Here is a 19432-nt window from a genome sequence, read left to right as displayed (position 1 = left end):
GACAGCCAACTGTCTGATGGGTAGAATTGAAAAGCCGCCGGGCGACCGCCGGCGGCTTCTTGTCGATGTGAGCAGTCTCAGCGGCAATCTCGCCGAGCCTCGCGTCTCTCACGCGTGCCCGCTTACTCCGCGGCTTCCTTGCGCGGCGGATCGAGAGCGCCGGAATCGTGGATGTCGGCGACCTGGTGGTCGCTGAAGCCGAGCACCTGGCGGAGGATCTCGTCGGTGTGCTCGCCGAGCAGCGGCGAGCGGGTGACGTCGGCCGGGCTGTCCGACAGCTTGATCGGGTTGCCGACCGAGAGGTACTTGCCGCGGGTCGGGTGATCGACCTCGACCAAGGTGCCGGTCTTGCGCAGCGACTCGTCCTCGGCGATCTCCTTCATCGACAGGATCGGACCGCAGGGGATGTCGAACTCGTTCAGGATGTCCATGGCCTCGAACTTGGTCTTGGTCATGGTCCACTGCTCGATGCGGCCGAAGATTTCGTTCAGGCGCGGCAGGCGGGCTGCGGGCTTGGCGTAGTTCGGATCGGTCTTCCACGAGGGCTCACCGATCACGTCGCAGATCTTCTCCCAGACCGGCGCCTGGGTGATGAAGTAGATGTAGGCGTTCGGGTCGGTCTCCCAGCCCTTGCACTTCAGGATGCGGCCCGGCTGGCCACCGCCGGAATCGTTGCCGGCGCGCGGCACGGCATCGCCGAACGGGATGCCTTCGCCGAACTGGCTGTATTCCTTCATTGGGCCGCGCTCGAGCCGCTGCTGGTCGCGCAGCTTGACGCGGCAGAGGTTGAGCACGCCGTCCTGCATCGCGGCCGTGACGCGCTGGCCCTTGCCGGAATGCGTGCGCTGATACAGCGCGGTGACGATGCCGAGCGCGAGGTGCAGGCCGGTGCCGGAATCGCCGATCTGCGCGCCGGTGACCAGCGGCAGGCCGTCACGGAAGCCGGTGGTCGAGGCGGCGCCGCCGGTGCACTGCGCGACGTTCTCGTAGACCTTGCAGTCCTCGTAGGGGCCGGGGCCGAAGCCCTTGATCGAGGCGACGATCATCTTCGGGTTGATCGCCTGGATCTTCTCCCAGGGGAAGCCCATGCGATCGAGCACGCCGGGGCCGAAATTCTCGACCAGCACGTCGCACTTCTTGATCAACTCGGTCAGGACTTCCTTGCCCTTCGGGTTCTTGGTGTCGAGCGTGATCGACCGCTTGTTGTGGTTCAGCATCGTGAAATAGAGGCTGTCCACGTTGGGAATGTCCTGCAGCTGGCCGCGGGTGATGTCACCCACGCCCGGACGCTCGACCTTGATCACGTCGGCGCCGAACCAGGCCAAAAGCTGGGTGCAGGTCGGTCCGGACTGGACGTGGGTGAAGTCGAGAATGCGAACGCCCTCGAGCGCCTTGGTCATGTTGTTCCTCTCCGTAACGAATGGTCATCCCGCATCTCGCGGGCAGGTGATGTCTTGCGGGTGGCCTTACTTCTTCTTGGTCAGCACGCTCTGCGGATTGAGATTGCCGATACGGCCGCTCTCCGAACCCGCCGCGGGGTCGATCACGGCGTTGATCAGGGTCGGCTTGCCGGAATCCATCGCCGCGTTGACGGCGCGCTTCAGCTCGTCCGGCGAGGTGGCGTTGACGCCGACGCCGCCGAAGGCCTCCATCATCTTGTCGTAGCGCGCGCCCTTGACGAACACGGTGGTCGCCGGATCGTCGCCCGCCGAGTTCTGGTCGGTGCCGCGATAGATGCCGTCATTGTTGAAGATGACGACGCAGATCGGCAGATTGTAGCGGCAGATGGTCTCGACTTCCATGCCGGAGAAGCCGAAGGCGCTGTCGCCCTCGATCGCCAGCACCGGCTTACCGGTCTCGACCGCAGCGGCAATCGCCGAGCCCATGCCGATGCCCATGACGCCCCAGGTGCCGACGTCGAGCCGCTTGCGCGGTTGATACATGTCGATCACGCCGCGGGCGAGGTCGAGCGTGTTGGCGCCTTCGTTGACCAGGATCGCGTCCGGACGCTCCTTGATGATGGTGCGGAGCACGCCGAGCGCGCCGTGATAGTCCATCGGCGAGTTGTTGTTCATCAGGCGCGGCGCCATCTTGGCGACGTTGTCCTCGCGCTTCTTCTGCACCGCGCTCAGCCACTCGACCGGAGCCTTGGCCCAGTTGCTGCCCATCGCGTCGGAGAAGGCTGATACGACCGAGCCGATGTCGCCGACCACAGGGGCCGCGATCTCGACGTTGGAGTCCATCTCCTTCGGCTCGATGTCGACCTGGATGAACTTCTTGGGCGCATCGCCCCAGCTCTTGCCCTTGCCGTGCGACAACAGCCAGTTGAGGCGGGCGCCGATCAGCATGACGACGTCGGAATCCTTCAGCACCGTCGAGCGCGCCGCGCCAGCGCATTGCGGATGCAGGTCGGGCAGCAGGCCCTTGGCCATGCTCATCGGCAGGAACGGCACGCCGCTCTTCTCGACAAAGGTCTTGATGGCCTCGTCAGCCTGCGCATAGGCCGCGCCCTTGCCGAGAATGATCAGCGGACGCTTGGCGCTCTTGAGAACGTCGAGCGCGCGCTTGACCGAGTCGGGCGAGGGGATCTGCGCCGGCGAGGGATCGATCACCTTGACCAGCGAAGCGCTGCCTGCCTGCGCGTTCATCACCTGGCCGAACAGTTTCGCCGGCAAATCGAGATAGACGCCGCCGGGACGGCCGGAGACCGCGGCGCGGATCGCGCGGGCGAAGCCGATGCCGATGTCCTGGGCGTGCAGCACGCGGAACGCCGCCTTGCACAGCGGCTTGGCGATCGCGAGCTGGTCCATTTCCTCGTAGTCGCCCTGCTGCAGGTCGACGATCTCGCGCTCGGACGAGCCCGAGACCAGGATCATCGGGAAGCAGTTGGTCGTGGCATGCGCCAGCGCGGTCAGGCCGTTGAGGAAGCCCGGCGCCGAGACCGTGAGGCAGACGCCCGGCTTCTTGGTGAGGAAGCCCGCGATCGCCGCCGCGTAGCCGGCGTTCTGCTCGTGACGGAAGGAGAGCACGCGGATGCCTTCAGCCTGCGCCATGCGGCCGAGGTCGGTGATCGGAATCCCCGGGACGTTGTAGATCGTGTCGATCCCGTTCAGCTTCATCGCGTCGATGACGAGATGGAAGCCGTCCGTCAGTTCCTGGTGGGTATCCGGTGCCTCGGTCTTAACAGCAGTCTGCGGCATGCGCCTCTCTCCCTGGTCGTCTCTTGAAGACGCCTTCGGCGTCTTCTTCTGTTTGATCGTGTCAGCTGGGGATCAGCTGAATAGTTCCTGCCCGTGAGTCTCGACGTAGGTGGCGAGGCCCAGCGTGTGATCGCGGGCGAGCTTCTCGGCGAGCTCGGTGTTGCGTTCCTCCAGCGCCTCGATGATCGCGAGATGCTCGGGCAGGGAGGCCGCAATACGATCGGTGCGTCCGATCGTGAGCTGGCGATAGCCGCGCACGTGCAGCAGAATGTCGTTGGTCATGTCGACGAGGACGGGCGATTCCGACAGCGAGATCAGCGCCTGATGAAACGCGATGTTCGCCTTGGAATATTCCTCGATGTGCTCCTGCGGCGGGCGGTCCTTGCCGAAATCCTTGAAGTAGTCGCGCAGCGCCGTGATGTCCTTCTTGCGCGCGATCGTCGTGATCATGCGCGCGGCCATGCTTTCCAGCGCCGCCCAGGCGCGGATCATGTCGACGATTTCGCTCTTGGTCCGCCTGACAACGACGATGCCACGGCGCGGCACGGTCTTGACGAACCCGTCCTGCTCCAGCATCGCGATCGCTTCGCGGATGGGCGTGCGGCTGACACCGAGACGCTCGGACAGCGCGCGCTCGTCGAGCATCACCGGCTCCGGCGACGCGTAGATGTCCATCTTCAGGATCGCTTCGCGCAAGGCCTCATAGGCCTTGTTCTTGAAGCTCGTCTCCGGGGCAATGCGAGCGATCGCGATGTCGGCCTCGGCCATGATGGGCAATGCCTTGCTTGTTTTCTCTGTAGACAAGACCGATCTCCTCTCCTTGGGAGATGCCTGTTTACAGCATTTTACGTCCAAGATTTTTGGCATACCAGATGCCAGACTGTCAAGCTGCGTGCTTTTTCAGCGTTTCCACACCTTCGCTGACCTTGACAAAGTTTGCTTCTGGCATACCAAATGCCATAAACGACGACACCAATCTCCAGGAGGAAGCCCCAATGTCTGACGCCGCCCATGCCAAGGCCACGATCCGTGCAGTACTGGATCGGGTTAAGGCCGACAAACGCACCAGCCTGACCGCGCCCGAGGGCAAGGTGGTCTGCGACGCCTATGGCATTCCGGTGCCGAAGGAAGGTGTGGCGAAGTCGGCGGCCGAGGCGGCCAAGATGGCCGGCGACATGGGTTTCCCGGTCGTCATGAAGATCGTTTCCCCGGACATTCTGCATAAGACCGAGGCCGGCGGCGTCATCGTCGGCGTCAAGACCGCCGACGACGCGCAGAAGGCGTACGAGACCATTCTCGCGAATGCGAAGAAGTACAAGGCCGACGCCAAGATCGAAGGCATCCAGGTGCAGCAGATGCTGACCGGCGGCACCGAGGTCATCGTGGGCTCGATCACCGACGGCTCGTTCGGCAAGCTGGTGGCCTTCGGCCTCGGCGGCGTGCTGGTCGAGGTGCTGAAGGATGTGACATTCCGTCTCGCCCCCGCGACCAAGGAAGATGCGCTGTCGATGCTCGACGGCATCCAGGCTCATGAGATGCTCAAGGGCGTCCGCGGCGGCGATGCGGTCAGCCGCGAGGCGCTGGCGGATGTCATCGTCAAGGTGTCGCAGCTGGTCAGCGATTTCCCTGAGATGGTCGAGCTCGACCTCAACCCGGTGTTCGCGACCAAGAACGGCGCCATCGCCGCCGACGTCCGCATCGTCGTCGATTTCGACTACAAGCCGCGTCCGGCGCCACGCTCGAACGAGGAAATCGTCACCGCGATGAACCGCATCATGAAGCCCTCAGCGGTCGCCGTGATCGGCGCCTCCGCCGAGGACGGCAAGATCGGCAACTCGGTGATGAAGAACCTGATCAATGGCGGCTACAAGGGCCAGATCTATCCGATCCACCCGAAGGCTTCCGAGATCCTCGGCTACAAGGCCTATAAGAGCGTCAAGGACGTGCCCGGCGTGATCGACACGGCGGTGTTCGCGATCCCCGCGAAGTTTGTCGCCGGCGCGCTGACCGAATGCGGCGAGAAGCAGATCCCGGGCGCGGTGCTGATTCCGTCGGGCTTTGCCGAAGCCAACGAGCCCGAGCTGCAGGCCGAGATCGTCGAGATCGGCAAGAAGTACAACGTCCGCCTGATGGGCCCGAACATCTACGGCTTCTACTATACGCCGGCCAATCTCTGCGCGACCTTCTGCACCGCCTATGACGTCAAGGGCCACGCCGCGCTGTCGTCGCAGTCGGGCGGCATCGGCATGGCGATCATCGGCTTCTCGCGCTCGGCCAAGATGGGCGTGTCCGCGATCGTCGGCCTCGGCAACAAGTCCGATATCGACGAGGACGATCTGCTCGCCTTCTTCGAGCAGGACCCGAACACCAACCTGATCGCGCAGCACTGCGAGGATCTCAAGGACGGCCGCGCCTTCGCGGAAGCCGCCAAGCGCGTCTCCAAGAAGAAGCCGGTTATCGTGCTCAAGGCGGGCCGCACCTCGGCCGGCGCCAAGGCGGCCTCGTCGCACACCGGCGCGCTCGCCGGCAACGACAAGATCTATGAGGACGTGCTGAAGCAGTCCGGCGTCATCCGCGCCCGCTCGCTGCGCCAGCTGCTCGAGTTCGCCCGCGGCGTGCCGGTGCTGCCGACGCCGAAGGGTGAGAACGTCCTCATCATCACCGGCGCCGGCGGTTCGGGCGTGCTGCTGTCCGACGCGGTCGTCGACAACGGCCTGTCGCTGATGGCGATGCCGCCGGATCTCGATGCTGCGTTCCGCAAGTTCATCCCGCCGTTCGGTGCCGCCGGCAATCCGGTCGACATCACCGGTGGTGAGCCGCCGATCACCTATGTGAACACGGTCAAGCTCGGCCTGTCGGATGAGCGCATCCATGCGCTGATCCTCGGCTACTGGCACACGATCGTGACCCCGCCGATGGTGTTCGCGCGCAACATGGTCGAGGTGAAGAAGGAGATGGAGGCCAAGGGCTTCGTCAAGCCGATGGTCGCCTCGCTCGCCGGCGACGTCGAGGTCGAGGAAGCCGCCGAATATCTCTACCAGAACGGCATCCCGGCCTACGCCTATTCGACCGAGCTGCCGGTCGAAGTGCTCGGCGCCAAGTACAAGTGGGCGCGCGGCGCGGGCCTGCTCTAAGTCAAATCGACGCGAATGCCGCTCCGGCCCTGGCCGGGGCGGCACTTTCTTTGCTAGCATTCATCGAGCAAGATCCGTCCGTCCCGCAACGGCGCCGCCTTCGATGGCAGCGCAAAGAGGCGCCACGTGATCCGTCGCAAGACGATTGAGCCACGCGCAGATGCCGCGGCCGAGCCCCGCGACGGCGGCGTGCAATCCGTCGGCCGCGCGCTGCAGATCCTGGAAATTCTTGCCGAGGACGACGAAGGCTATCGCCTGAGTGATCTCGCCGTCCGTGCCGGCCTCTCCACCTCCACCGTCCATCGTCTGCTGACGACGCTGGAGAAGCGCCGCTTCGTCCAGTTCGACCGTCTGGAATCGAAATGGCATGTCGGCGCGCAGAGCTTTGCCGTCGGCGCGACCTTCACCCGCCGGCGCAATTTCGTCGCGCTGGCGATTCCCTATCTGCGGCGCTTACGCGACCAGACGCGCGAAACCGCCAATCTCGCCGTCGTCGACGATGGATCGCTGATGCTGCTGCTGCGGTTGGAGAGCCGCGAGATCATGCGCTCACTGACCAAGGTCGGCGGCCGCCTCGCCATGGTCGCTTCGGGAATGGGCAAGGCGGTGCTCGCGACCTATTCCGACGACGACGTCAACGCCATCATCCACCGCCAGGGCATGCCGCGCCTGACCGAAAAGTCGATCATCCGCGCCAGCGAGCTGTTTCGCGAATTGGAGACCATCCGCCGCCAGGGCTACGCCGTCGACGACGAGGAGGCCCGGCTCGGCCTGCGCTGCATCGCCGCCGTCGTCCACGATTCCTGCCGCGAGCCACTGGCGGCGATCTCAGTGTCCGGTCTGGCGAGCCGGCTGACGGAGGAGCGGGTGGCCGTGGTCGGGGGCATGGTGCGGGACATTGCGGCGGAACTGACGGCGGCGTTGGGTGGGGCGGGGCCAGTGGTCGGGTCTGGCCCAATGACAGCACCGTAATGCCTGATTTTTGTATCATCGATGCTGTTGCGCACCTTACGATCGTTCCGAAATTTTGCGAAGAAGTGGTCGCCATGCATTTTCGAGCAGCCCACGTTGCGGGTGACGAGCCGCGTTCATGAGCGAAGCTCGGATGACGACTCCGGGAATGTTCAAGCCGCAATTCACGGCGACAATCCTGCTCCGGGACCATGTGAATGTTTCCTTCCGGCAACTGCAGGATGAACTGCGCCGTATCGCGCCAGACGAGGTGCTCGGAGACTGGCAAGGAGCCGTCGCGGATCCCGAATCTGTTCCGGGAATAGAGATGTTGACCCTGAACGATCAGGTTCTGTCGGCGATCCTCGTCGATGCGCCGGCGAACCAGGCCATCCTGCAGCCGGGCCCGTTCCGCAACCCGCTATGGCCGAACGCCGAACAAGAGGCTGCTGAACACAAGGCCCACATCCTGGTCATGGGCTTGGAAGACCCGCCTGATCGCGAAGGCTTGCTGGCGAAGGCGCGGGCCGTCACCTGGGTGACGGCAGCTATCGCACGGATCGTACCAATCGTCGGCGTGAGCTGGGCCGATGCCGCGAACCTGGTGAGCGCGAAGGCGTTCGCCTTGACGATCGATAACCATTTCAGCCGGCCTAGCCGCAATGCAGTGCCGTTTTGGGTCCGCATCAAGATTGCGAGGGCAGACGACAGTCCTCAAGGTGAACCGCAGATGACGTTGGGCACACTTGGATTGCGGCTGTTCGGTTTGCGTGAACTCGAATATGCCCCGTTGCCGGCCAATCCAACGCCCCTGATGGAGCACGCGTTCGGTGTGTCGGAGTATCTCTTGAGATCCGGCAAGCGCCTGGACGAAGGTGAAACGATCGGAGTGGATGACGAAGGTGAGATGCGGTTTGCAATCTCGCTTCGCGACGACAGCCAGTTCGGGCCGTATCCGGTCGCGCGTCTTACCCTCGTGAATGGCCTGTGAAAGGACGCCGCCTGTGCCCTACATGTTCGATCCAGTGCACTTCAACGGCACGATTTTCGACCTCGACAGGACCTCACGGATGGCCACGGGGTCCATGCGGTTCGGTCCCCAGCCTATCCCGGCCTCCTATTTTCCGAAATCCCTCGTTTTCGTATCTGCATCCGTAAGGCTGCCTGACATGTTTCACATGTCCCGGGGCTACTTTGTCGTATCCGAGCGGGCGCGAGCGGTGATGGAGCACTGGGCGTCCGGCGAGGTCGAATTCATTCCGGTCTCGCATCAGGCGAAGCCGAAGGTGGCCGCCACATTGAAGTTCGACAGGGCCTATTACTTCATCAACATTCTCGGCCATGCCCAGCGGCTGATGTGGCGTGAAACACCGGCGCAGGACTATCAGTCCAAGACTGACGATGGTGCTGACATTTTCGGGTTGCATCACGGATTCACTGAATGGGTGTTGCGCGCACGTGAGCCTGGGGAGCCGCTGATCTGGAGGGAAGAGGCTTGGCGGGACGGTGACAAGGAATATCGGGCTTGGACTCAAGTTTTCATCGAGGACGTGCTCTGGCGCGAGCTCGACGCAAATTTTCCCGATCAGTTGCATGCACTCGAGATCAGCTGAAAACAATTCGGGCGGTTCGGTGCAGCACCGAAATGCCAGACAGCAGCCTCATCGCCGTCCGCAGCGAGCATATGAGCTCCATCCTTCTCGTCATTCCGGGGCGCCTGCCGCCGTAGGCGGCAGGCGAGCCCGGAATCCATAGCCACAGGCCGGAGTGAGTCGCGAACTGGCGGTGGCGCTTGTCTTCGACAAACAACCGCTCGTGGCTATGGATTCCGGGTTCATCCGCGCTGCTTCAAAATGGCTTCGCCATTTTGCGCGCGGACGCCCCGGAATGACGAGCCTGTTGTTGTCGCCGTGCTGCCTCTCTTGCCGCGTGCCATGCTGATAGTCGGTGGCGACGCTCTCTCTGCCCTCCGATGATTTAACCTAGGAGTACCTTCCCGCGTCGCGGTGCCGGTAGTGCGTAGCCCGGATGAGCACACGCCTACGCCCGAAGGGCGAAGGCGGGAGCGACATCCGGGGTCTCACGAACTGCGCGTGTGAACCCGGATGTTGCTATCGCTCATCCGGGCTACGGCGCCGGTGTCCCTGACGTTCACCGTTGTTTCCACTTGCTCCGTCATTGCGAGCGCAGCGGCGCAACGAAGCAATGCAGAATCCCGCCCACGACTCTGGATTGCTTCGCTGCGCTCGCAATGACGCGGAAAGAGCTATTGTCTACAACTCATGTCGACTTCGCGGAGGCGCTCGCCATGATCGAGGCGCCGGGGGGAGCGCGCTTCCAGCAGCGCTCAAGGAGGAACGCGGCGGTAACGATGCTCAAGCGGTGAGCAGCCGCTTGGCCGTATTTGGGCTTGCCGTTGCCTGGCTCGCGCGCAACCATCCTTACCCGGACCACCCCAACTCGCCCAGGGAGCCTGCCATGACCAAACTCACCCGCTTTTCGGTCGCACCCCTGCACAGCATGACGCGCCGATTGGCCGACGTGGCCTCTGGCCGCGTTGCGCCCGATCTCGTCATCACCAGCGCGCGCGTGCTCTCGACCTATTCGGAGCGCATTCACCCGAACCGCGAGCTTTGGATCACCGGCGGACGGGTCGCTGCCGTGAAGCCTTCGGGCGCGCACAAGGCGCTTCCCTCAGGCTTCGCGATCTACGACGCCGCCGGCGGCATCATCGCGCCGGGGCTGGTCGATCCGCACATCCACATCGAATCCTCGATGGTCACGGCCTGCGCCTATGCCGAGGCCGCGCTGCTCAACGGCACCACCACGATCTTCTGTGACAGCCACGAGATCGGCAACGTCATGGACGTCGCCGGCGTCGAGGCCATGCTGGAGGATGCGCGGCAGGCGCCGCTGTCGATCTTCCTCACCGTGCCCTCGACGGTGCCGGCGACGTCGGCGGCGCTGGAGACAGCGGGCGGCGATCTCACGCCGGACAAGATCGCCGGGTTGTTCGATCGCTGGCCGGAGGCGGTGGCGCTCGGCGAGAAGATGGATTTCGTGCCGGTCTGCATGGGCGACGAGCGCAGCCACGCCATCCTTGCCGCGGCCCTGCAGCGCGGCCGGCCGGTGTCGGGCCACGTCTACGGCCGCGAATTCGTCGCCGCCTATGCCGCCAGCGGTGTCACCGACACCCATGAGGCAATCGATCGCGACATCGCCGACGATCTGCTCGACGCCGGCGTCTGGATCTTTCTGCGCGGTGGCCCGCCCACGACGCCGTGGCACAGCCTGCCGCAGGCGATCCGCACCATCACCGAGCTCGGCGCCTCGCACAAGCGCACCGCCGTCTGCACCGACGATCGCGATGCCGACGATCTCATGCTGTTCGGCCTCGACTGGGTGGTGCGCGAAGCCGTGAAGGCCGGAATGTCGCCGGAGCAGGCGTGGTCGATGGGCTCGCTGCACGGTGCGACGCGCTTCGCCATGGACGGCGAGATCGGCGGCCTCGGCGGCGGCCGCCGCGCGGATCTCGTGCTGCTCGACGACGGCCTCAAGCCGCAATCGACCTGGTATGGCGGCGAGCTGGTCGTCGACAAGGGGAAGATCACCGCGCGGCTCGATGAGGCGCTGTCACAGCGCTATCAGTATCCGAGGACCGCTTATGTGACCGTGAAGCTGCCGGCGCAGATGAAACTGACGCCGGAGCTGCCGACCAAAGCCTGCACCGTCAACGCGATCAAGACTGCGCTGCCCGGCATCACGCTGATCCACGACAAGGTCGCAATCGAGCCGGCCAACGACTGGGAGACGCTGTTCGCGCGCCATGGCCTGTGCTTCGTCGCTGTGATCGAGCGCCACGGCAAGTCCGCCGGCAATGTCGCGCATGGCCTCCTGAAGGACTTTGGCCTGAAGCGCGGCGCGGTCGCCTCCAGCGTCGGCCATGACAGCCACAACATCATCGTCGCCGGCACCAATGAGGCCGACATGCAGGCCGCCGTCGCCGCAATCGGCGCGCAGCAGGGCGGCGTCTGTGTCGTTGCCGACGGGCAGGTGAGGGCGATGGTTCCGTTGCCGATCGCGGGCCTGCTGTCGGACAAGCGCGTCACCGAGGTCGCCGAGGAGGTCAAGCTCCTGAAGACGGAATGGGCCCAGGCCGGCTGCACCATTCCCTACATGGGCTTCAATTTGATTCCCCTATCGGTCATTCCGGAAATTCGTATCACCGACAAGGGCCTCGTGCTGGTGCCGCAGATGGAGCTCGCGCCGCTGTTCGAATAGCGTCGACGCGCCGCAACTCATCAGTTCATGTCATCCCATCTCAGTCGCAACTAATTGAGGATGAGCATGTTTTGCCAAGCATTCTGCATCGTGGGAAAAATCGACGACTGAATTGAGATCGCACCCGTCAGCAGCGATCCTCGCGCATCAACCAAACGGGAGACGCGAGATGGCGAAGATGCGGGCGATCGATGCTGCGGTGCGGATCTTGGAGAAGGAAGGCGTCGCTTGCGCCTTCGGCGTTCCCGGTGCGGCGATCAATCCGCTCTATTCCGCGCTGCAACGGCGCGGCTCGATCCGCCACATCCTCGCCCGCCACGTCGAGGGCGCCTCGCACATGGCCGAGGGCTATACCCGCGCCAAGGCCGGCAATATCGGCGTGTGCATCGGCACGTCGGGCCCGGCCGGCACCGACATGATCACCGGGCTCTATTCGGCGATCGCGGATTCGATTCCGATCCTCTGCATCACCGGCCAGGCGCCGCGCGCGCGGCTGTACAAGGAGGATTTCCAGGCCGTCGACATCGAGCAGATCGCAAAGCCCGTGACGAAGTGGGCGGTGACGGTGCGCGAGCCGGGCCTCGTGCCGCGCGTGTTCAGCCAGGCCTTCCACATCATGCGCTCGGGCCGCCCGGGTCCGGTGTTGATCGACCTGCCGCTCGACGTGCAGCTCGCCGAGATCGAGTTCGACGACGAGACCTACGCGCCGCTGCCGGTCTACAAGCCCGCGGCGACCCGCAAGCAGGTCGAGAAGGCGCTGGAGATGCTCAATGCGTCCGAGCGTCCGCTGATCGTCGCCGGCGGCGGCATTATCAACGCCGATGCCAGCGATCTGCTCGTCACCTTCGCCGAGATCGTCAACGTGCCTGTCGTGCCGACCCTGATGGGGTGGGGCGCCATTCCCGACGATCACGTGCTGATGGCCGGCATGGTCGGCCTGCAGACCAGCCATCGCTACGGCAATGCCAATTTCCTGGAGTCCGATTTCGTCCTCGGCATCGGCAACCGCTGGGCCAATCGTCACACCGGCTCGCTCGAGACCTACACCAAGGGCCGGACTTTTGTGCATGTCGACATCGAGCCGACCCAGATCGGCCGCGTCTTCAATCCCGAGCTCGGCATCGTCTCCGATGCCAAAGCCGCGCTGGAGATGTTCATCACGGTCGCGCGCGAATGGCGCAAGGCGGGCAAGCTGCGTGAGCGGCAGGCGTGGCCGGCGGCGTGCCAGGACCGCAAGCGCACGATGCTCCGGCGCAGCGATTTCGACCAGGTGCCGATCAAGCCGCAGCGCGTCTATCACGAGATGAACAAGGCGTTCGGCCGCGACACCTGCTATGTCAGCGTCATCGGCCTGTCGCAGATCGGCGGCGCGCAGTTCCTCAGCGTCAACCATCCCCGCCACTGGATCAATGCGGGGCAGGCGGGTCCGCTCGGCTGGACCTTGCCGGCCGCTCTCGGGGTCCGTGCCGCCGATCCCAAACGCGAGATCGTTGCGCTGTCCGGCGACTACGACTTCCAGTTCCTGATCGAGGAGCTCGCGGTCGGCGCGCAGTTCAATCTGCCCTACATCCACGTCGTCGTGAACAATGCCTATCTCGGCCTGATCCGGCAGGCGCAGCGCGGCTTCTCGATGGACTATCAGGTGCAGCTGTCGTTCGACAACATCAACGCGCCGGAGGTCGGCGGCTACGGCGTCGACCATGTCGCGGTCGCGCAAGGCCTCGGCTGCAAGGCGATCCGCGTCACCGATCCGCGCCAGGCGCAGGCCGCGTTCGCGACCGCGCGCGAATGGATGGCGGAGTACCAGGTGCCTGTTGTCGTCGAGTTCGTGCTCGAACGCGTCACCAACATCGCGATGGGCACCGAGATCGACAACGTCGTGGAGTTCGAGGAGGTGCTCGATCTGCCGGTGGACGAGACGCCGGCCGAGCCGGCGCGCACGCTGCAGCCGGCCTGACCGCATCAACCGTCCGCATTGGAGGATCATGACATGCCGCGCTTTGCCGCCAATCTCACGATGCTGTTCAACGAGCTGCCGTTCCTGGAGCGCTTCGCCGCCGCCAAGGCGGCCGGCTTCAGCGGCGTCGAATATCTGTTCCCGTACGAATTCGACAAGGCCGAGCTGCGTGAGCAGCTCACCCGCCACGGACTGACCCAGGTGCTGCACAATCTGCCCGCGGGCAACTGGGCGGCCGGCGAGCGCGGCATCGCCATCCTGCCGGATCGTGTCGACGACTTCCGCGACGGCGTCCGCCGCGCGATCGAGTATGCGAAGGCACTCGACTGCCGGCAGCTCAACTGCCTCGTCGGGATCGCGCCTGATGATGCAGACCCGCGCGAGCTCAACCAGGTGCTGGTGCGCAACCTGCGCTTCGCCGCGACCGTGCTGAAGGCGCAGGGCATCAAGCTCCTGATCGAGCCGATCAACACGCTCGACATTCCCGGCTTCTTCCTCAACCGCACCGCGCAGGCGCTGCAGCTGATCTCGGATGTCGAGTCCGACAATCTGTTCGTCCAATACGACATCTATCACATGCAGATCATGGAGGGCGACCTCGCGCGCACCATGCAGAAGCACCTCGCCCGCATCGCCCACATCCAGCTCGCCGACAACCCCGGCCGCCACGAGCCCGGCACCGGCGAGATCAACTACCCCTTCCTCTTCCGCCACCTCGACGCCATCGGCTACAGCGGCTGGATCGGCTGCGAGTACAAGCCGAAGGCGGCGACGGAAGAGGGGCTGGGCTGGATGACGGAGCGCGCGATGGTTTCGGCGGGCTGAGAGTTGTATCTTTCGACTCATCAGATGTGGCCGGCAAGGCGAAACGCTTCTACCTGTCAGTTCGTGCGATGTCAGCGAATAGCGGTCCTCTCCGCAGAGCACACTGCGCTCCCTCTCCCCGTTCTTCACGGGGAGAGGGTCGGGGTGAGGGGCAGCCACAGCGGTGGTGTAGGTTGCTTGCCCCGACGATCTTGTTCAGTAAAGCGACGCCCCTCGCTATCCTGCATTAACGCGAACGGATGGTGCCAGTCCGGCGGACCATGTTCTGAGCTTCGTCCCTGCCATGCCCCTTACCCGGATTGCTGCGCAATCCGACCTCTCCCCGCGAAGAGCGGCGAGAGGTAAGGATCGTTCGCGTCGTACTCATTGACCTGCCGGTGATCTCACGCACTGGCCCGTATGTGCCGCCGATCACCCAGCCGTTCGGCTTCATCATCGTCACCGACGAATTCCGACGTGAACTTGAATCCAGCCAATTGACCGGCTTTGACGTCCTGCAGACCCAGTATGGGAAAGTCGTCCGCCTCGATTGGCAGACCTGGAGCACGGTCGCCGACGAACCGATGTCGTATCCCGAGACGGGCGAGCCAGAGGATTATGTTTTGGGAAGCCCCCACGATCCCACTCTTTTGGCGCAGATGCCTCGGTTGTGGGCTCTCACCGTCCGGCCCACGTCAGGACTGCAGGTCCAGGGCACACGTTCATTCCGCGCAGATCGACATCCAGGGACGGACATCGCTCGTGAGTTTACGATCCATTGGGTGACTGAGCGCATGAAGGTTTGGCTCGAACGATCATCGGCGGGTCCCTGGATCACCTTCCGCTCGATAGCGCCGAAATGAACAATGTCCGCAATGGGTCAAGAGCCGCGCCGGCCGAAGCGGGGCGGGATCTTCAGCTGGCGAAAGCGGCCTGCCGACCAGAAATGACGCGCGCCAGTACGATCGTTATCGGAAGAACCCCCAAAGTCGAACGACGACCGCGTCGCCGCTTTCGCTGCCGTTTGTCACCACGAACGGCGTCGAGAAGGCAACTCCGGTGCTGAAGGTCCGCTCGACATTGGCGGTCGTCTCGCCGACGAAGCTCCAGCGGTTTGTCGTTCCTCCGCTGGGGGGAATATCCTGCCTCAGCGAGACCTCCAACAATATCGCCGTACCATGGATGGACAGCCGCTGGATGGAGATATCCGTTATGACGAACGTCTTGCCGGCGGGGATAGAGAACGCGGTGTCATGACCGTCCGGGTGGACGATGTTTGGGGTGCTGGTTCCGCCCTTCGCCACGGCCGTCTCGAGTTGGACGGGGCGTCTCCCCAGGATTGGGGGCTTCTTGACGGGACTTACCAAGACATCCCTCCATGGCACCACAATCCCCGTACCGCACGGCATGCGCCGCGCCCCAACTCGTTCTGAAGCTCCGGCCGTGTGAAGTTGGGACGCATCGCTGCACCTCCGAGGGGTCCTCGCAGGATGCACATCGAAGCGCGAGAGCACCTTGCTCTGGATCAAAACGAAATGTTTCTCGGAGGTCTGCGAGCGGGCAGGGCTATGCCACCGGCATGCTCGCACCCGATTTTTCCCTGTGAGCAAACGGGCTACGACTCTCGTGCGGTCAACCGCGGAACGCGCCGCGTCATGGCTTCCGATGTTCGAGGAATTCCTTCACCGGCCCGACGAAGGGGTGCATGAACTGGCCGAGCATGCCACCGGGGATCGGCTTCACCGTGCCGTAGCTGACCGGCCAGCGGTCCTTGGGCAGGTGCCAGGTGCCGCCCAGCATGTCGAACAGCGGCGTGTGTGCTGCGTAGTTCTTGTCGAGGGCCTCGGCGTCCGACGCATGGTGCCAGTGATGGAATTGCGGGGTGACGATCACGTAGCGCAGCCAGCCGACATCCATCTTGATGTTCGAATGGATCAGCACCGATTGCACGGAGATGAAGATGAGATAGGCGAAGATCGTGTCCTGCGGGAAGCCGAGCAGGACGATTGGCACGAGCACCAGGGCGCGCGTTGCCAATGGCTCGAAGAAATGCAGCCGCGATCCAGAGAGCCAGTCCATGTGTTCGGGCGAATGATGGACCGCATGGATTCGCCACAACCACGGCACTTCGTGATAGGCGCGGTGGGCGATGTATTCGACGGCATCGGCCGCCAGGATCACCAGCACGAAGCGGACGATCGCCGGCAGGGCGACGACATGCGCCTGCAGTGACGGGCTGATCGCCCAGTTGAAGTAGTCATGGGCAACATGCGTCGAGACCACCAGGAAGACGCCGATCAGCAAATGGTTGACGCCGAAATAGGCGAGATCGAGCTTCCAGCCGGGGCTGAGCGGCCCTTGCTCCGGCCGCACCCGCGGGAAGACCCATTCGAGCAGCACGAAGGCTGCGCCGGTGAAGAAGAGATCGAGCACCAGCCAGTCGAGGCCGAGATAGACGCGCGGCTGGAGAAAATCCGGCGTCGGCACGTAGGGCCCGCCAAGCAGCGTGGCGAGGAAGAGCATGCTGAGCCCGATCGCCGCCTGCACCCGCGGGCCGCCAAGTACGATGCCGACGACACCGAGCCAGGCACCAACGACCATGGCGATCGCCAGCGTGAGGCGGAGCAGCTCGACGTCGTAATGGACGCGCAGCTCAGGCGTCGTGAGAAAAGCGGGGTAGCGCAGGCATAGCACCGCAGCGACGCTGAGCACGCCGATCGCGGCGCAGAGCGAACTGCCGATGCGCCCTTCGCCGATGCGCGGCCGCGAACTTACCTGGCCCATCGACGGCCTCCCCAGAATGATTTGCGGGCGCGTCGGCAGAGGCGCGCGGGCGCGTTCTCCAATCCGCCGGCCGTGGTACGTAGATTGGCTGATAAGAGTTAAAATTGCCGGAAGTCACCGGAAATCAAAGGCTCCTTCGGGTCACGGGCGTTTTTCGGTTGTCGGGCGGCTTACTTCCGGTTGCATCTCGACAGTAGACCTGCTTCGCCCCAACCGGGAGGTCTGGAACGGCGAATTACGGACGTGACAGGGCCGCGCGACCGGGCCCTGAATGGCCCCGGAGGCTGCCGACTTGCGGCGCTGCATCAAGTCGGCAACCATCCGAGGTACGCCGGCCGTGATGCTAGTTCGTTCGGGACGGCAGTACGTGACCCATTGAAGACGTCGCATGGTTCGGTAAATGTGAGGCTCGGAGATATCTTACGACCAACGGAGTGAGAATGAATTTCGTTGCCGTCATCGCTGAATACGGGATTGTCATCCGTCGGCGCGCCTTGACCGAAAGGGGCGTATCGTATCAGGCCGTACTTAATGCCCTTGAGACGGACAAGCCGCACAGTGCTGATGAGGAGCTACTCTCTTTTGGTCCAAGCTTCGGTCCAGAGGCACTCGCATCTCTGACGCGGAGGCTCATCGATCTGGGCCTCGTCTATTTCGATGACTTCTTCGAGTTCGCCAGCGACGTCCCGCGGTGGTGCAAGTTTGCCGTGGCGTTCGTGGCGACTAAGTCAACGTGAACCAGCGCACTGGATGTCTGCTGTTGGACCATAGCGGAAATTGCACCGCGATTCTAAGGTGCAGCGCCGGTCATGACAGGCCGACGAATACAAAACATGCAAACACCATCATATGTTGAGCAGTCACATCGGAATGCATGCCCGGCGTCTGCGATTGGGATGGACCATGAATCGAGTTTTCGTCGCCATACTCTTGTTTGCATCGTCACCCATTTGTCTGGCCGGTTCACCGCCGCCATCAACAATCAATGCCCCGTTCATTGAAACTTACAAGAGGAGCGGTAAGGAGCTGATCTACTTGGCCGTCGTTCATCACTCGTCGTTGAAGTACCCGAATGCCATGAGCGACCCGACGTTCAAGACCATTGCACAGATTTTCGCGCAAACTCCACCGGATGCGGTGGTCGTCGAGGGAGTCGAACCTCAAGACTTGAGCAGCTTTCTTCAATTTGCGAGAAGCTGCGCGGCTGCAAACTTCAACCTGTCTGAAAAAATCTGCAATGAGCCTCCATTTGCTGCCGACCTTGCGACAAGCATAGGCGCCGTGGTGTACGGGGGGGAGCCGCAAGGGGTTTCAGTGTTGGCTCATTTTGAGAAGCATGGATACACCGCTCAGGATGTTCTTGCCTACTACGTCATGCGAATGGTTCCTGTGCAAAACAAACACGCGCCATTGACGCCAGAAACGTTTGATGCCTTCGAGCAGAAAGTCACTCGGGATGCGCGAAGGAAACTTGGAATCTCCGAGCCCTTTTCGCCCGATGATTTTCTCGCTTGGTATGCGAAGAACAAGCCCGGTCCCGAGAATTATCTGACAATCACAGCCAACGACACAGGACCAGGAGCTCCCGGGCAGAAGCCGACCTTGTTGAATACTCTGACGAGAATCAATTTGGCTTTGCGCGACGAAAGTGTCGTCAAAACAATTCAGCAGGCACTTGAAAAGCACAATCGAGTTCTGGTGGTTTACGGATCGGCCCATCTCGTTCTTGAATGGGATCAGTTGGAACAACTTATGGGAACGCCGACATGGAGCAAGCCGTTCTGAGGTTGGGCCCGTGTAAGCCGGGTCGAGTTCATCGTCTTTGCGTTAGGGTTTGGGAGGGTCGCTGTATCGCAATCAGCTCGAGGCCGATCCGGGCATCGTGATCAATCGCACCGGCAACGAAACCATGTCCGACGCCAATTCGGGTGCAGGTGCTGATGGACGTAACAACCTTCAACGCGTCAAGATCGAGTGTTCCCTTGACAACCCTTTCGACCCGAGCATCCATCACAGCCAGCCGGCCGTATCTCTGAGAACTGATATCGGCCTCTATGCCGACGATCGTCACCTCTACGATGACGGGCGCATCGACCTCCTCAGGGATATGGTCAAAGAGCACGCCAGTCTGTGCGCTCGCCACCGCACAGGCCTCTGCCCGGTCGAATAAAAAACAACCCGCAATCAAGTAAAGGGCGCCCAGCCCTGTCATCTTCAATGTACGCATGTTCGCACCCTGATCGCTATCGCAACACGATGCCAAGACTTCTCAAGGTCAGCAATGGGTCAATAGCGGATATCGCCACGCGCGGCCGCAAATG

General features: G+C 63.1%; 16 protein-coding genes. 10 read left to right on the top strand and 6 right to left on the bottom strand.

What is annotated here, in order from left to right:
- Positions 1–122 precede the first annotated feature (122 nt).
- The 3 genes from frc to ACQR07_RS11975 form a co-directional block, all read right to left on the bottom strand.
- On the bottom strand, positions 123–1400 hold the full coding sequence (gene frc / locus ACQR07_RS11985) for a formyl-CoA transferase (protein WP_434902499.1): 1278 nt from the start codon (positions 1398–1400) through the stop codon (positions 123–125).
- A 66-nt stretch (positions 1401–1466) separates the two neighbouring features.
- Positions 1467–3200 (bottom strand): oxalyl-CoA decarboxylase, encoded by a 1734-nt coding sequence (gene oxc, locus ACQR07_RS11980; RefSeq protein WP_434902498.1) that lies wholly within the window; start codon positions 3198–3200, stop codon positions 1467–1469.
- Between the two features lie 72 nt (positions 3201–3272).
- Positions 3273–3968, bottom strand: a complete 696-nt coding sequence (locus tag ACQR07_RS11975; protein ID WP_434888841.1) for a GntR family transcriptional regulator — start codon at positions 3966–3968, stop codon at positions 3273–3275.
- A gap of 227 nt (positions 3969–4195) precedes the next feature.
- Here ACQR07_RS11975 and ACQR07_RS11970 point away from each other — a divergent pair, with 227 nt between their 5' ends.
- The 8 genes from ACQR07_RS11970 (at position 4196) to ACQR07_RS11935 (ending at position 15190) form a co-directional block, all read left to right on the top strand.
- The gene (locus ACQR07_RS11970) at positions 4196–6334 is read left to right on the top strand and encodes an acetate--CoA ligase family protein (protein WP_434902497.1); all 2139 of its coding nucleotides are present in this window, start codon (positions 4196–4198) and stop codon (positions 6332–6334) included.
- Positions 6335–6460: 126 nt separating this feature from the next.
- The gene (locus ACQR07_RS11965) at positions 6461–7306 is read left to right on the top strand and encodes an IclR family transcriptional regulator (RefSeq protein ID WP_434902496.1); all 846 of its coding nucleotides are present in this window, start codon (positions 6461–6463) and stop codon (positions 7304–7306) included.
- Positions 7307–7424: 118 nt separating this feature from the next.
- Entirely contained in the window at positions 7425–8276 is an 852-nt protein-coding gene (locus ACQR07_RS11960; RefSeq protein ID WP_434902495.1) for a DUF4261 domain-containing protein, read from the top strand.
- 22 nt (positions 8277–8298) lie between these two features.
- The gene (locus tag ACQR07_RS11955) at positions 8299–8898 is read left to right on the top strand and encodes an imm11 family protein (RefSeq protein ID WP_434902673.1); all 600 of its coding nucleotides are present in this window, start codon (positions 8299–8301) and stop codon (positions 8896–8898) included.
- Positions 8899–9763: 865 nt separating this feature from the next.
- On the top strand, positions 9764–11566 hold the full coding sequence (locus tag ACQR07_RS11950; protein WP_434902494.1) for an adenine deaminase: 1803 nt from the start codon (positions 9764–9766) through the stop codon (positions 11564–11566).
- Between the two features lie 169 nt (positions 11567–11735).
- Positions 11736–13523: a glyoxylate carboligase gene (gcl, locus tag ACQR07_RS11945; protein WP_434902493.1), complete on the top strand. Its 1788-nt coding sequence runs from the start codon at positions 11736–11738 to the stop codon at positions 13521–13523.
- Between the two features lie 33 nt (positions 13524–13556).
- Positions 13557–14348, top strand: coding sequence for a hydroxypyruvate isomerase (gene hyi, locus ACQR07_RS11940; RefSeq protein ID WP_434902492.1), 792 nt, complete (start codon positions 13557–13559; stop codon positions 14346–14348).
- A gap of 377 nt (positions 14349–14725) precedes the next feature.
- The gene (locus tag ACQR07_RS11935) at positions 14726–15190 is read left to right on the top strand and encodes a hypothetical protein (RefSeq protein WP_434902491.1); all 465 of its coding nucleotides are present in this window, start codon (positions 14726–14728) and stop codon (positions 15188–15190) included.
- 105 nt (positions 15191–15295) lie between these two features.
- Here ACQR07_RS11935 and ACQR07_RS11930 read toward each other — a convergent pair whose 3' ends face one another.
- A complete protein-coding gene (locus tag ACQR07_RS11930; protein ID WP_434902490.1) occupies positions 15296–15631 on the bottom strand; it encodes a hypothetical protein in 336 nt (111 codons plus the stop codon).
- A gap of 349 nt (positions 15632–15980) precedes the next feature.
- Positions 15981–17111, bottom strand: coding sequence for a sterol desaturase family protein (locus tag ACQR07_RS11925; protein ID WP_434902489.1), 1131 nt, complete (start codon positions 17109–17111; stop codon positions 15981–15983).
- 440 nt (positions 17112–17551) lie between these two features.
- Between ACQR07_RS11925 and ACQR07_RS11920 the strand changes: the two genes are divergently transcribed.
- Both ACQR07_RS11920 and ACQR07_RS11915 read left to right on the top strand, forming a co-directional pair.
- A complete protein-coding gene (locus tag ACQR07_RS11920) occupies positions 17552–17848 on the top strand; it encodes a hypothetical protein (protein ID WP_434902488.1) in 297 nt (98 codons plus the stop codon).
- 166 nt (positions 17849–18014) lie between these two features.
- Positions 18015–18896: a hypothetical protein gene (locus tag ACQR07_RS11915; protein WP_434902487.1), complete on the top strand. Its 882-nt coding sequence runs from the start codon at positions 18015–18017 to the stop codon at positions 18894–18896.
- A gap of 28 nt (positions 18897–18924) precedes the next feature.
- Here the strand turns inward: ACQR07_RS11915 and ACQR07_RS11910 are convergent, their stop codons facing one another.
- On the bottom strand, positions 18925–19338 hold the full coding sequence (locus tag ACQR07_RS11910; protein WP_434902486.1) for a hypothetical protein: 414 nt from the start codon (positions 19336–19338) through the stop codon (positions 18925–18927).
- Between the last annotated feature and the right edge of the window lie 94 nt (positions 19339–19432).

Source organism: Bradyrhizobium sp. HKCCYLS20291 (genome assembly GCF_051167715.1).
GTDB lineage: Bacteria > Pseudomonadota > Alphaproteobacteria > Rhizobiales > Xanthobacteraceae > Bradyrhizobium.
The sequence above is the reverse complement of the archived record's forward strand: the minus strand, read 5'-3'. Positions and strand labels throughout refer to the sequence as shown.